General features: G+C 62.9%; 14 protein-coding genes. All 14 read left to right on the forward strand.

Annotated features, from left to right (window positions below; translation table 11 throughout):
- The first annotated feature begins 2 nt into the window (after positions 1 to 2).
- Positions 3 to 164, forward strand: a complete 162-nt coding sequence (locus Q8O26_RS02410) for a helix-turn-helix domain-containing protein (protein WP_305573203.1) — start codon at positions 3 to 5, stop codon at positions 162 to 164.
- 2016 nt (positions 165 to 2180) lie between these two features.
- Entirely contained in the window at positions 2181 to 3254 is a 1074-nt protein-coding gene (locus tag Q8O26_RS02415; RefSeq protein ID WP_305573114.1) for a DUF1176 domain-containing protein, read from the forward strand.
- 292 nt (positions 3255 to 3546) lie between these two features.
- The gene (locus Q8O26_RS02420) at positions 3547 to 4080 is read left to right on the forward strand and encodes a hypothetical protein (protein WP_305573116.1); all 534 of its coding nucleotides are present in this window, start codon (positions 3547 to 3549) and stop codon (positions 4078 to 4080) included.
- 26 nt (positions 4081 to 4106) lie between these two features.
- Entirely contained in the window at positions 4107 to 5126 is a 1020-nt protein-coding gene (locus Q8O26_RS02425; RefSeq protein WP_305573117.1) for a DUF1176 domain-containing protein, read from the forward strand.
- 306 nt (positions 5127 to 5432) lie between these two features.
- A complete protein-coding gene (locus tag Q8O26_RS02430; RefSeq protein ID WP_305573119.1) occupies positions 5433 to 5738 on the forward strand; it encodes a hypothetical protein in 306 nt (101 codons plus the stop codon).
- A 929-nt stretch (positions 5739 to 6667) separates the two neighbouring features.
- Entirely contained in the window at positions 6668 to 7279 is a 612-nt protein-coding gene (locus Q8O26_RS02435; RefSeq protein ID WP_305573121.1) for a hypothetical protein, read from the forward strand.
- Positions 7276 to 8382 (forward strand): DUF1176 domain-containing protein, encoded by a 1107-nt coding sequence (locus tag Q8O26_RS02440; RefSeq protein WP_305573123.1) that lies wholly within the window; start codon positions 7276 to 7278, stop codon positions 8380 to 8382. The genes Q8O26_RS02435 and Q8O26_RS02440 overlap by 4 nt, the downstream gene beginning before the upstream one ends.
- Entirely contained in the window at positions 8376 to 9569 is a 1194-nt protein-coding gene (locus Q8O26_RS02445) for a DUF1176 domain-containing protein (protein ID WP_305573125.1), read from the forward strand. The genes Q8O26_RS02440 and Q8O26_RS02445 overlap by 7 nt, the downstream gene beginning before the upstream one ends.
- A gap of 11 nt (positions 9570 to 9580) precedes the next feature.
- Positions 9581 to 10066: a lysozyme inhibitor LprI family protein gene (locus Q8O26_RS02450; protein WP_305573127.1), complete on the forward strand. Its 486-nt coding sequence runs from the start codon at positions 9581 to 9583 to the stop codon at positions 10064 to 10066.
- Between the two features lie 113 nt (positions 10067 to 10179).
- Positions 10180 to 10719, forward strand: coding sequence for a hypothetical protein (locus Q8O26_RS02455; protein WP_305573128.1), 540 nt, complete (start codon positions 10180 to 10182; stop codon positions 10717 to 10719).
- A gap of 75 nt (positions 10720 to 10794) precedes the next feature.
- Positions 10795 to 11325 carry a hypothetical protein gene (locus tag Q8O26_RS02460; protein ID WP_305573130.1) on the forward strand — a complete coding sequence of 177 codons (531 nt, stop codon included), beginning with the start codon at positions 10795 to 10797 and terminating at the stop codon, positions 11323 to 11325.
- Entirely contained in the window at positions 11318 to 11809 is a 492-nt protein-coding gene (locus Q8O26_RS02465; protein ID WP_305573132.1) for a PCRF domain-containing protein, read from the forward strand. The genes Q8O26_RS02460 and Q8O26_RS02465 overlap by 8 nt, the downstream gene beginning before the upstream one ends.
- A complete protein-coding gene (locus Q8O26_RS02470) occupies positions 11806 to 12894 on the forward strand; it encodes a DUF1176 domain-containing protein (protein WP_305573134.1) in 1089 nt (362 codons plus the stop codon). The genes Q8O26_RS02465 and Q8O26_RS02470 overlap by 4 nt, the downstream gene beginning before the upstream one ends.
- Positions 12895 to 12920: 26 nt before the next feature.
- On the forward strand, positions 12921 to 13316 hold the full coding sequence (locus tag Q8O26_RS02475) for a hypothetical protein (protein WP_305573136.1): 396 nt from the start codon (positions 12921 to 12923) through the stop codon (positions 13314 to 13316).
- Positions 13317 to 13336 lie beyond the last annotated feature (20 nt).

Genomic DNA, 13336 nt, shown 5'->3' on the forward strand with positions numbered 1-13336 from the left:
ACGTGCTGGCTGCCCGCATCGGGTGTAGACGCGAGCAGATCACCCGTGAGCTGCGCGCCATGGAGCAAGACGGTCTGATGCAGAAGACGCGGGGAGGGCTCATCCTTCCCGATCCGGACGCGATCCGTCAGCGGATCGCCCAGAAGATGCAGGAAGTGGAGTGAGGAGCGAACAGCCCAGTCTCGCTCCTGGACCCCACTGGCTGTCCCGCAACATCATGGTGTGGAGACCGCTTTTATCGGCATGAGCATGAAGCGCCTGGACGCATGTTGTTGTTCCGCGAGAAATTTTCGGCATCCGAGCGGTAGCTGAACCGCCGGATCGTGCAGTAACTTGTGCCGAAGGCAATCCTCAACTGGGCCTCGTCTCGCGAGTCGATTTCGTAGCGCCCGCTCTTGCATATGACGGCATAGGCGCTTGCGGGCGAGACAGCCATCAGGGTGAGGAGTGCTGCCGTCGCGAGGGCAGCGGGGCGAACCTGCGAACCGAAGATCATATTGAAACTCCATGAGGGCGAAACTGACCGGATGGGCTGCGATCAGCAGGGCTTCGACACAAGCACAATGAACCACATCGCTACGTGCTCCACCGCACAATCCTCGGGCCTGCGCTGGAGCATTCATCTTTCATGGCGTGGGGTACGGATGCGCGTCCCGCCTTTGTGTGCTGGCGCACATCTTGGACGGTGTGAGCATGCATTGCTACCGAAACCGATAGAAAACCAGTTCTTAGCCGTTCGTTAGCGCTTTGCCGTCTTCTCTAAAGGCAAAATCAGTAAAATTCGACATGATTTTCAATATTATTAGGAGTAATGCTGCGTTCCTATGCTTATTCTTATTTCCGCTCCCGGCGTTCGCGGGCGAATTTATGCTAGAACTCGGTCAGACAGCCGTTCTAGGGCGCCCGAGTTCACGGCCTCGCGGGCCCATTATCTTGATGGCTGGAGGCGACGGGCAATTGGGAATATCGGCCGGCGGGTTCATCACAAGGCTCACAGGCAACTCTCTGATCCGCACTCGTCGTCAGTTTGTAGCTGCAGGCTATGCCACTTTGGCGTTGTCTTCTGAAGGTAGCCCCTCGGCGGCTGTGGCCGCTATGCGAAGGGTTGCTCAGCCCGTGATCGTCGTCGGCACGAGCCGCGCCGCGACCCGGATGCACGGTGCCGTCTCTGCCGATGCATTGGTGGTCACCGCAGGCATGCTGGACCATCTGCAAAGAAATATTGGCTTCGCAGGGTCTTTGCCGCCAACACCCATCGTGCATCACCGCCGTGACGGCTGTCGCTTGACGCTGCCTGAACTGGTACCAGCATTCGCAGCTTGGGGTGGTCCCCGCGTGCGTGTCGCTTGGATCGATGGAGGGCGCGACGAAGGCGACCCCTGTCAGGCGCGCGGACATCACGGCTTCGCAGGCGTTGAAGGCCGCATGGTTGGGGCGATCACAAGCTTCTCACGCTCGGTCAATACGAGACGTTGGCCGACCGTGCGATCTGATCCGGACTTAAAACCCGTTTGAGAAAGGGTTTCGCGATCGCTGCTGGCGAGATTCAAGATCGGGATGTGGACCGATGAAGCACGCAGCCGGATGGCGAGCCTTAAGCGGCGCGCGAAGCGCTTCCCGACCGATCTGACCGATAATCAGTGGGACCGGACGGTGGGACTGGCTTAACTGCGCGTCCACAGAACCGGCCGCAGGCCAGTGCGATAGCACACATCGCGCGAAATCCTCCCTCGTCATGAAGTCTCATCCGGATAGCGCCCCCTGTCCGGTGTCCGAACTCCGCGCCACTGGGCCACGCTGCCCGGTCGGCGCGGAATCGGGCGTCTAACGAGCCAAGCGGCCACGCCGCGTTGCAAAGCTGACCGTGATCTGCAGGAGAAAGACAAGGTGTCTATCAGTTCACGCACGTGCCTTTCAGCCATGGCTGCCGTCGTGGTGATGACATTCATGACAGCTTCATCAGCAAACGCAAACGCCCTGAACTGCAAATATGGGAAGTATGAGGTCGAATATCGAGACGAAAACCAGCTAAAAATTCTGTTCGGTACGAGTTACTGCACCATCCGTCGCTTCAGCTATCGGTCCGATGCGGAGAATTTCGCACGAAACAACGGCATGCAGCCCGGTCGCCCCTGTTCCTGTCGTTGAGTGCCGTGAGCCGGTCGTCGAAGCAACACGTCATGAGTGTCTACCAAGCCGAGAGTCCGGTGATCGGCCGCGGCGCGCGCCGCGCCGCGCTCGCGCTTGGGCTCGCCATGGCGAGCGTGGTGTCCTTCCCGGCCCTGGCGCAAAGCTCGGGACATCCACCGCCACTCATGTCGTTCGGATCCTGGACGGCGTTCTGTGACAACACGGGCGGATGCGGGCTCGCCAACGTGTCGATGCGGCGCGAGCCTGGCGCGAGCGATCCAGACCAAACCCAGGCCTGGGTATGCGCGTGGCTTGGCGCGGAAGGCGATGCAGATGCGAGGCTTTCCATCATTCTTGAACCGCCTGGTCGAACGCCGGCCGCGCCGCCCGCGATCATCCTCGAGGTTGGCCCAAGCCTTCTTGGAACCGCGCGAACGGGCGACGACGACCGCCATGAGATCACGGGCGCGGATGTGCCACATGTCGCCCGACGGCTCGGCGCCGAATCTCGTCTCGACCTGCGCGAGCCCGACGGCGGCCCGGTTCTCGGTCGGGTTTCGCTCGCAGGGTTTCGTCGAGCCCTGGGCTACGCGGAGCTTCGGCGCGCTGTTGCGCCGCCTGTCCACGAGATCGTGCCGCGTTCGTTCCAACCGGTCGAGCGTCGTGCGCCGGCGAGCTTGGCGGCGCTCCATAGCACCTGGTGTTCCGGCGCTCCATGGGAGCCAGCGTCCGCGCGGTCGTACCGTCTCTTCGATGGCTCCTACCTCTGGACGGCAGGTTGCCGGCGCTCAGCCTACAATCCGCTCACATTGGTCGCGATCGAGGCGGGCGATGGGTCGACCAGGGAACTGCAACTCCCCTCGGTCGTAGACGACGATATGGTCGGCCCCGGCTTCACGAACCTCGCGCTAGACCCCGCGCGCGGGCGGCTCGAAGACCTCTTCAAGACCCGCGGCGCGAACGACTGTGGAACGCGCCGCGCATGGGTCTGGGACGGCGTGCGTTTCTCTCTCGTGTCGGAGCACACGATGCCGAACTGTTTCGGTGCCGGCCATGGGCAATGGCTCCGGGTGTCCGTCACGCCCGTGCGCGGCGAACCACCATCATCGAGGCGGCCATGTTGAATGGATGTAAACAACGAGCGCGCGCCATTCCCTTGCCGGTTCTCGCTTTCTCTCACGCTGCGTTCCTGACAAGCGCCGCCTCGAGCGCTGCCATCGCCTGCGCGGATGCGGTCGCCTTTGGCCCGGCTGACCACGGCCATCGTGAACGCTATGCGGACCTCCTGACATCCGCGGTTCTCGGGCTGCGCAAATCGCTCGGCGGAGATGGCGACCGGGGCAGTGATGTTTTCGTTCCTTCTGGAGGCTCCCGATTGCCCCAACAATTGCTGCCTGAATTTGGCCCGGAACAATCATGATGATGGAATACTGCAAAAAACGGCACCGTTCGCCCCTGAAACCGCTGCTGGCAACGCTTGCCGGAATCGCGTTGCTCATGCCTCTGCACGGCCCTGTCCGAGCTGACGGGCCGGCCCTGGAGCCAAGGGATTTTCGCGGCGTCTGGGTCGGAGATACCGGGCATTGCAGGTGGGCGAACGACTTCAATATCGTCTACGGGCGCAGGAGCGCGGAATTCCCGCGTCGCGAGGGGACGGAGCCAAGCCACTTCTGCCGCATTATGTCAGTCGAAGGACGACGTCCTTTGTGGAAGCTGCGCCTGGCCTGTCGACATTTCGATCCCGAACATCGCGCGCCGAGGATGTTCGAGGTGCGTCAGACCATCCGGATGATGGACGATGGCTACCGGATGATGATCGAGAGAGAACCTGTTCTCGGCCAACCAGCCCGGACAGAAGAAGTCTTTTATTGCCGCAGGCCCAGCGATCCGGAGCCGGTGCTGATGTGCTTCTCACGGGAGAAGGGCCATACTGTTCCATGCGAGCCTTGATGACCGGGCGCATGCGGATTCCGCCCATGCTGATGGTGCTCGGGCGAACCTCAGTACTGCTGGCCGTGGGTTGCCTGTTTCTGCCTCCCTCACGCCTGGCTGTCGCGGAGTCGTTCCCGTTACCCGTGCGCCAGTCCGGCGACTGGGTGTCCGGTTGCGACAACAAGGCCGTTTGCACGATGGTCGGGACCGCAAACGCCACGCTGGCGGATGCGGCCATGCCGAATCGTCAACGCCTCGCGATCCGCATCACGAGTGACATGTCGCCGATAGGCGAGACGCGCATCGATATCTGGCGCCTTCCGGCTGACCCGACAGGACAGGCGGGCACTCAGCAACCCGTCGTGCTGAGCTTCGCTGGCACAGATGGATCCTCGGGTGCCAAGCTCCCAGGCGATAGGTTGTCATTTACGAACGGCAAGGCCATGGACTGGGTTGTGGCGCTCGCCGAAGCGAAGGAGCTTCGGGTCTCCCAATCGGATGTCGTGGCGCCACGGAGCGAGGGCTTCCCGCGCGCCTGGTCATGGCTGACCCAAAGACGGGCCGAAGCCATGCGCAACGCGCCAGTTGCGGCGACACGACGCGAGCGCCTTCGTCCGGCGCATGAAGTCGTGTCTCCAGCCTATCCCGCAGTCCAGTTGCTGGATGTCATCTGCCCCGAGGGACGCCGTCTCAGTGGTCACCGGCAGTTCATGTTGCCACCTGGGGATGCCTTGTTGTGGGCGGTCACCTGCAATGGCCCTGAAGGCTCATCCACGCACTGGTTCCAGTCGGCCCCGCGTTTCGCCTTGGCTACGCCGCTCAAGCTGCCGGATAGCCACGGCGATCTCATCGACGCCGGCAAGGATAGCTTGCCGGACAGCGTGTTCGACTTCGATTTCGGTGTCCTGCGCGCGCGGCACGGGCCGGAGGGACGAACCGATTGCGGCGTGCAGCGGGCCTGGGGATGGGACGGTCGCGGCTGGTTCCTGCTGGAGCGCCGCGACATGCCGGCCTGCGCCGGCCTTGAGCCGACTTGCTGGATCAGGACCTACGCGTCGCCGTAGGTGATCGCCAACGTAGCGTCAACGATCGCCGCCGCTGAGGACGGCTCCGTCACGGGATCCGTGAACGTCATGATCCTGCGCCGCGTGATGATGCGCGTCAGGTAGCCGCCAAAAAACGAAACGGTTGCCGCGCGTTGAGTGACTGGACGCCGCGCCTTCCGGAACGACCGTCGTTTAGAAGCCGGATCGCCGCACGTAAAGGCCGAACGCGGAGGTCGCACCGGGCGCAAGCTCATGCCCGAGGCAGGGAAAGATCTCACCGGCAAAGTCTGCTCTCGGGGATAGAACCTCGCGGCGGTCATCGAGATGGACATGGCTCCCGGATGTCGCCTGTTATCCCAGCCGCGCCAGCATCGCCGCGAGGACGGCGTGTCCCCGACTGATCACGAAGCGCAGTTCGTTGAACGTTGCCGTTTGGTTGGCATGGCGCGCCAGGTTGATGTCATGGCCCCAGGCACGGAGTTCCTCGCGTTCACGGAAGCCATCCAACTCCTATGCACCGCCGGTCCGGGAAACGAAGGCGAAGTTGTAGAAGGTCTTATCAAGCCGGACATGGCGCTGTTCGGCGCGATCCTGCGACAACAATGGCCCGGCACTGTCTTCTGCTGCTGACGTAGGCCGGTAGCCCATGCATTTGAGCGCCTGCCCGATAGCTTCAGCCAAACCTGTCATACGACTTCGCGCCTGCTCCATGCCTGATCCGAGCGATCATCCGCGACCGCAACGGCGTTGCTGCCATTACAGGACGGGCGATCACGGCAGCCCTGCAACACAAGTGCGATAGCGCACATCACGAAGCGTCACCCGCACGTATGGCTGAATCGTATTCCGGAGGGGCGTGACATGAATTGCATTTCACAATCGGAACAACTGAAGCCTAAACGAAGCCGCCTCGCGCTGTTGGCGTCCTGCCTTGGTGCCGCGATGGTTCTGTTACCAGGCCCGGCTCTGGCCGATTACTGGGTCTACTGCATCCACAGCAAGATCCGGATCGAAAGCCGCCCTCCGGCGGATGTCGGTCGATCCCACATCTCCTCGTCGATGTGCACGCTCGGCTCCTTCAGGCATGTCGGCGATGCGCGGAGCTTTGCCCAGAGGAACTGGCGTGGCGAAGGTCAAAGCTGCGCGTGCCGCTGAATGAACCGCCTGCAGGTCATTCTCCTCGCGATGGGGGTCATACTGCCGATGCCGCTCCTTGCTGACGGCGACGCCCAAGTCCGGCGAACCTATTCGGGTGTCTGGGCCGGCAAGCGCATGCCATGCACCGCGCCAGACGATCGACTGCATGTCTACAGCAAGTCACGGACAAGCCATCCCGCAGTGTTCGACGACTATCCCGGTTACGCCTGCGCCGTGCAGAGCATGAGCGGTCGGTGGCCGCAGTGGACGCTGCGTTTGATCTGCAGGTCGCATCAGATCAACCAGCCTCCAGTCATGCTCCGCACGACGCAGACGCTTACCCTCACTGATGGCGGCAGGTGGCTTCGAATGAAGATGGTTTCGGATCGGGGCGATGAACTCTGGTCCGATGACATGATCTGGTGTCGCTCGCTGAGGCCGAAAAATCCGAAGAGAGGTCCACCGTGAAGACAGGCGCAAAAGGCTATCACATGGACAATCTCATCAAGATCGCGAGCAACTCGCTCATCGTATGGCTTGGCGCGCTGGGGCTCGTCGTCGGGTTCGGCATGTTCGGCTACAGCGTGATCACCGGGCCGCCGACCCGCGCCAGCCTGCAAACGGTTGAGGGCACCATCAGCGAGGCATCGCGTGTCACGCGGAGAAGCCGGCGCACCGGTTCGACGAACTCCTATTTTGAGATGACGCTGAAGCCTGTTGCTGGAGCGGCCGATCTCAAGCTGCGGGTCCCGACCATCGAAATGGCCGAACCTGACGTCCGCTCACTGATCGGTCGGCCAGTCAGGGCGGAATTCGACTCGGAGCAGGATGTGTATGTGCTGCGCAGCGGCAACCGCGAGGTGCTGACATTCGAGAACACGATGGAACGCCGGAAGCTTTCGTTCCGCCAGTACTATGTTGACGGCATCGCACTGGTGATCGGCGGTTCGGTTCTGCTGGTCATCGGTTTTCTGCTCGGTTTGCGCAAGCTGCGGAAGCAGGCTTCGGCAGGTGGGCGGACCGTGGAGGGATGACCATGAACCAAAGGCGACCATGGGCGAGCCGGTGTGATGCTGGCGGAGTCATCGTCTGCGCGATGCTCGCCATGATGGGCGCGACGCCGGTGTTGTCGCGAAACGTGGGCCATCCAGCACGGTTGATCGAGCTGGGGAGCTGGACGGCCTTCTGTGACAACAGCGGTGGATGCGGCGTCGCCAACCTGTCATCGCGGCGTGGAGCCTTCGCCGCAAACCCCGATGCGGCGTCGCCATGGACCTGCCTTTGGCTTGGCGCCGCTGACAGGCCGGACATGGAGCTCTCGGTCCAGATCGACGAAGGCCGGGGCCATGGCCAAGGCCCGGGTGTCGAACCGGTCCGGCGCGAGATTCTGCTTGAGCCTGCGAGGGGCGACTCTGAGGACCCGGTTGGGGCGCATCTCGTTGCCCGTCTCGGCGATGACGGCCGCTACCAGATCGACGCCCGTAGCCTCCCGGCACTGATCACGGATTTGCAGTCGGCGGACGTCATGCTGGTGCGAGAATCGGCGGTTGGCCCGGTCCTCGGCCGCGTCTCACTGGACGGACTGCGGCAGGCTTTGGCCTTTGCGCAGGGGAGCAGGACAAATGCCCGGCCGCTCCCGAACTTCGCGCCGAGGCCCTTTACGCGGCTGGAGCGCGGCGACACCAAGCGGGCGACCGCACTGCATCGGCAACATTGCAATGACGAACTGGGCGGCGGGCCGCGTGTCGAGATGTTCAGGCTATCGCCGGACCGTCAGCTCTGGACGATGCCCTGCCGCCCCAGCGGATCCAATCAGAAGGTGCTTGCAATGACGGGAGCAGGCAACGGGAGGCTTTCAACCCTCGTCCTGTCGTCGATCGTCGATCACGACGGAATCGGACCGGATTTCAGCAATCTGCTCGTCCAGCCTGAGCTGGGCACCATAGAAGATTATCACAAGACGCGCGGCACCGGCGATTGCGGCATCCGCCGCCGCTGGGCCTGGAATGGCGGGCGCTTCGTGCTCGTGTCCGAGGTGTTCATGCCGGTCTGTTTCGGCGCGGGCCATTCCCAGTGGCTGCGGGTGCATATGTCCGGACCCCACAGCGCAGCCGGCGTCCGGAGGTCCGCATGCTGATCAACCTGCCGTGTCGGCCTGATCGCCGGCGTGACATTCGCTCCCGCGCCCGTCTGCTTCTACTCGGAGCCACATTGGCGTTGGGAGGCAGCCCGGCGTCGTCATTCACGCTTGAGGAAAGCGGTGAGTGGGTCGTGTCCTGCGAGAATACTGCAGCCTGCTCCCTCGTGAATGCGTCGCAACTGACCCAACTGCGAGTGGCGCAGCCCTCGCCCTTCGGCATGTCACGGGTCTGCATCAACCGCAGGGCCGGACCACATGCCACGGCGCAGGTCTTCGTCACACTGCGCAACCGACCGGTCATGCATCCGGCTGCATCCCGGGAGGCGAGGTCGCTGCGCGTGTTCGGCGCCAATTTCTCGCAGTCCGACATTCCGATGCTGCACCGAGGAGCCGAGCATTGGGAAGTCCCTGCACGTGCGGTGGCCGGCTTCCTCACAAGCATCGGCGACGCCAGCCGGTTGCACGTCATCGGGCCGGAAGGCGCTGTCGTCGAACACTTGTCGCTTCATGGCATCGATCGCGCGCTGGCGGTGATCGACCGGGCCCAGGAGCGCGCCGGTACGGTCACGGCGCTGCGCGAAAAGGGCTCAAGGCCCGCGTCGTCCGTCCTCGCAGAGAACCGCCCGGAGGCCCTGGTCACGGCGCCGCTTGCAGTGCTCGCCGCGCCCCATCAGCCGTCCGCAGCCGCGCTGCGCCTGCGGCACGCGACGTGCGGCGCCCCCGGGCTTGACGCGACAACCGGTTACCGCTTGCTCGGAGACCAGCGACGGCCAGATCGCATCCTCTGGGTGACCCCGTGCGACTCCCGTGAAGGCATGCCCAGGTCTTTCTTCGTCATCCAGCAGGAGAACGGCGCCGCGGCCCCTGTCGCCTTTCCGGGCAACCAGCCGGAGCGGCCGAGCGGACAGCAGGGCCTGCTGACATTCCCGCAGTTTGATGCGGGGACTGGGCAGGTGCGTGAGATGTGGCGCGAGCCGGTCGTGCCGGCTCCGGGCAAAGCCTGCATCATCCAGAGGCTCTGGGGCTGGAACGGGGAAGCCTTCGAACTGGCCGAAGAGCGCCGGAGCCTGACTTGCGCCGGCCTCGTGACCGGATACTCGCCGCGGACATTCACCCGCGATGTCATAATGCCTGCGACTTCGGGCCTTGCCCCGGCCGCCGAAGCCTTCCGTCCCCCTTGCTGAGGCAGCCCGACATGATGCCGAACCGATGCGGACTGGCGTTGCTGCTGTTGCTTGGATCGCTGTGGCCTGCGCTGGCGCTGCAGCGGGATGAGGAGGAGCCTGGCTGGGTCGGGTTTGTCGAGGGCATCGAATCGTGCATCGCCGGGAAGACACCGTTGCTGACCCATGGCTACGACTGCATCGGCAGGTTCAGCCACGCCTGCCTCAATCATTCCGAGAACCAGACGACGATCAGCATGGAGCGTTGCTATCCCGACGAATACCGCGCCTGGGATGTGATGCTGAACCGTTACTTCCGGGAAAGGCCGAAAGGCGCGCTTGGCGACGAGCTGCAGCAAATCCAGCGCACGTGGATCACCTACAGCGACCGAAAGTGCGGCTACTTCCAGCTTCACTACGCTGGCGGCTTAATGGCGCGATGGCTCGGGGCGCAGTGCCTGGCCGACACAACTGACAGAAGGGCGATCGAGCTTCGGTTCTTCGCACAGGACCGGTGAGGGCTTGCATTTGACACTGAATATTGACGCAAGGCCTTGGTTCAGCATGGCCTTCAAATGCCTGTCTGTACTTGCACTGATATTTGCCCTTATCTGCTTCATGCGGATGCAGGATGAACAATCGGTGGTGTCTCGTTACTAAAAAGGAAGGCGTTGTTTCGCGCGCGCTCGTCACCGGCAAGCAACTCGACAAAATGGTCCATGAAGGCAGCATCAGTCATTCGGGCAGGTCCCGCACAGGCACGGGCAGGATGACAACAACAGATTTGCATGTGTTGCATGTGCGTTTTGTGCCCAAATCCACGGTGAGGTACACCGATTACCTCTCCAAAATTGGTGGATTAGATCTACCGACGGCACCGGCGTTTTCAGGAAACACCCTAGCAGATTCGGAATTTGGCGATGTGATGTTTGTATCGAGAGCGCTCCATGACAGGACGAATGTCGGTGACGTGTTGACCGTTGTCGATACGCGGTTCAGCGGAGATGGCCCCAGACTGATCTCTGACATCGCCGATTTTGACGGGAGTAGCTACTACGTCGGTATCGCGGCGGGGCTCGTCTTGGCGCTCCTCCCTTGGCTCATCGCTATCCGTATCGGCAAGCCTCCGCCCGCACGAAACCGCTCTGATGCTGGACTTTCAGGGGCTTGATGGGCGGGGAACAGACTCAATCGCTGATCTTGTTCCGCGCGGCCATTTCAGGTTGATCGACATGAACGGTGAGTGATGAGTGACAATGCAGATACTGGTCAGAAGATGGACGAGACAGGGTCAGATTTGCGCCAGACCGGCCCAGGCGTGATCCTCTCGGCAATGGTCGTGCTTTGCATCGGCCTGATCACAATCCCGGTCGCTGGAGCGCTTGTGATTATTTATAGCTGGGGGATGCTGTCGCCTTTTGATTTGCTGACCCTGCTCACAATTGATTCAAACATTTCTGAAGTATTCTTCATTCCGAGAGACTTGCTTTTCATTGTGGGACTGATTTTCATCATCGCATTCTTCATGCGTGCCTCCTGGGGGCCGCCCATCCTATCGGTTCTCGCTCTACTTTGGGCGATCTCGGCAAGCGTCGCGACCATGCTCGTTCCCATGCGCGCGATGCCCGGCGGCCTTCCCCTCCTTACGGCGCTGAATCTGGCGCCGGCAATGATCGCGCCAATGCTTTTTGCGCTCGGTTTCACAGGATTTCTGCTGACCAGCGACAGCGCATGCCGCTGGTTTGCCCCGCCTGACGCGAGGATTGCCCATGTTTGATGACGCAGCTGATCAGCCCGTCAGTTGCTACATCGACATCGTCGCGCTGGCCGGAGCAGACGAGGGCCACGCCTTCGTGGACATGATGCTGAACATGTACAGACTATGGGCTTACAATCATCACCTTCACTTCCAAGTTGTTTTCCCGCGCAAGCTTGTGGAGCGCGGGGGCATCGACCGGGCCAAGTTACGGATCGACGGCGCGGACCCGGACATGCTTGCCAGCCGCGAGAACGGGGTTCACCGGATGATCCGGACGCCGCCCGGCAAGACCCAGCGCCGCATGGCGCTTATAGGTGTCCGCGTGTGCGACGCCGCGGACGCTCCGCTTCCGGAAGCGCCTTATGGCTGGGGGGAGCAGATCCGCAGCCTGATCGTCGACCCGCATCCATGCGTGAAGAACCACTGCACCGGCTTTGAATGCCAGGACACCGTCGGCGTCATCGCCGGAGACCTGGACCAGTTCTGGGAGGAGAGAACGTGACACGCAGCTCCAAACTGTGCTCCATGGCCCTGTTCGGCATCGGCTTCGCCCTGTCCATCACTTCGCCCGCATCTGCGCAGACCCGCCAGTTCCGGAGCTGGGTCGCCGGCTGCGACAACACCAGGGTTTGCACGGCGATCGCCTTCGCCGAACCGTCCAAGGCCGTGGCGCAGCCCGGAATACCCTTCGTCAGGATCAGGCACCATCCCCTCAGGGACGCGACGCCGGAGATATGGATCGTCGATCCCGGCCCGGCGGCGGCCGGCGCGCGCGCGGGGGTACGGGCGCGGCTTGTCGTCCAGCCAGAAAGGTCCGAGGTCGCCAAGGGGTCTGACGTCCTCACGGCGGAGATCGACGGCGACAGCGCATTACGGTTCAGGATCAAGGATGCGCGGCGCGCCCTGCACGCCCTGCGCTCGGGTGCGGCGATCACGCTGGACATCGGCGAGAAGCGCAATTTGCGGCTTGTGACGCAGGGGCTCGACGCGGCCCTTCGTTACTTCGACGACCGGCAGGAATTGAGCGACACGCCCGGGGCGCTCGTCAAGAAGCCAGACAGCGTCCTGGCCGACTACTGGCATCCCCAACCGCCTGATGCGGACGCGGTCGAGGCGACTGCCTTCGGCGAACCCGTTCATGCCGACTTTACGCAGAGGTCCCTGCCGGCCACGCCGCGCTGCAGGCTCCCGCAGCCCGAGGCGCCAGTGCAGGCGTTTCCCTTGCGCGGTTCGGCGATGCTTCTGCGAAGCCCGTGCGTTGCTGACGGCGTCAATGAGATGTCGGCGTGGTATCTGGTCCCGAGGACCGGAGCGCGGCCCTCGCTTCATCGGTGGCACAATGGCGGCGACGACAACCGGCCGGATGGCGCGATCCTTCTGAACGCCGAGGCGCTTCCGAATGGCGGGCTGATCCGCGCTATGCGGTTTCTTGCGGCGACGCGGGATTGCGGCGTGTCGGAAAGCTGGGGCTGGACCAGGGAGGGCAAGTTCGCGCTGGTTGAACGCAGTGAAATGCCGCTGTGCCGGACGGCAGGGCCCGCCCACTGGATCGTCACCTACAGGGCCGATCTGATATCGCTGAACTGACCGTGTCCGTCCGCTTGAGGATCAGTATGACGACATTCGACCAGAAAAGGCTGATCGATGCGCCCTTGGCGGCGAGCGCGCTGAACGCGTCCTGCCGGATCTGGCGCTCGCCACGGAACCATCGCATGGGCGGTTTGGTCTGTTTCTCCGGGCGCTACCGGCCAGGTTCCGAACGAAGCGATGACGCGCGATTCATCCGCCGGACGCTCATGGCGTTCTACGAGGATTGCCCGGTCGACGGCATCGTCATCGATTGCCGGCACCTGGACTACGGATGGGGCGACGATCTTGATCTTCCGAACCGGTCCATGTTTCGCGAGCGGCAGATCCCCTCGTCGTCGTTGTCGATGCCGTGCAGTCGCCTGCCTACAGCCACGCCATTCCCGGCAACCTCCACCGTCATGACACCGATGCGGCCTTAGCAGAAATCGCGGCAATGATA

Source organism: Phreatobacter sp., from assembly GCF_030691135.1.
In the GTDB taxonomy this organism is placed as follows: Bacteria; Pseudomonadota; Alphaproteobacteria; order Rhizobiales; family Phreatobacteraceae; genus Phreatobacter.

Excerpts from the sequence above, each read along its gene's own strand:
- Q8O26_RS02415 (WP_305573114.1), top strand. The coding sequence starts at position 2,181 with ATGAGTGTCTACCAAGCCGAGAGTCCGGTGATCGGCCGCGGCGCGCGC.
- Q8O26_RS02420 (WP_305573116.1), top strand. The coding sequence starts at position 3,547 with ATGATGATGGAATACTGCAAAAAACGGCACCGTTCGCCCCTGAAACCG.
- Q8O26_RS02425 (WP_305573117.1), top strand. The coding sequence starts at position 4,107 with ATGCTGATGGTGCTCGGGCGAACCTCAGTACTGCTGGCCGTGGGTTGC.
- Q8O26_RS02430 (WP_305573119.1), top strand. The coding sequence starts at position 5,433 with ATGGACATGGCTCCCGGATGTCGCCTGTTATCCCAGCCGCGCCAGCAT.
- Q8O26_RS02440 (WP_305573123.1), top strand. The coding sequence starts at position 7,276 with ATGACCATGAACCAAAGGCGACCATGGGCGAGCCGGTGTGATGCTGGC.
- Q8O26_RS02445 (WP_305573125.1), top strand. The coding sequence starts at position 8,376 with ATGCTGATCAACCTGCCGTGTCGGCCTGATCGCCGGCGTGACATTCGC.
- Q8O26_RS02450 (WP_305573127.1), top strand. The coding sequence starts at position 9,581 with ATGATGCCGAACCGATGCGGACTGGCGTTGCTGCTGTTGCTTGGATCG.
- Q8O26_RS02455 (WP_305573128.1), top strand. The coding sequence starts at position 10,180 with ATGAACAATCGGTGGTGTCTCGTTACTAAAAAGGAAGGCGTTGTTTCG.
- Q8O26_RS02460 (WP_305573130.1), top strand. The coding sequence starts at position 10,795 with ATGAGTGACAATGCAGATACTGGTCAGAAGATGGACGAGACAGGGTCA.
- Q8O26_RS02465 (WP_305573132.1), top strand. The coding sequence starts at position 11,318 with ATGTTTGATGACGCAGCTGATCAGCCCGTCAGTTGCTACATCGACATC.
- Q8O26_RS02475 (WP_305573136.1), top strand. The coding sequence starts at position 12,921 with ATGACGACATTCGACCAGAAAAGGCTGATCGATGCGCCCTTGGCGGCG.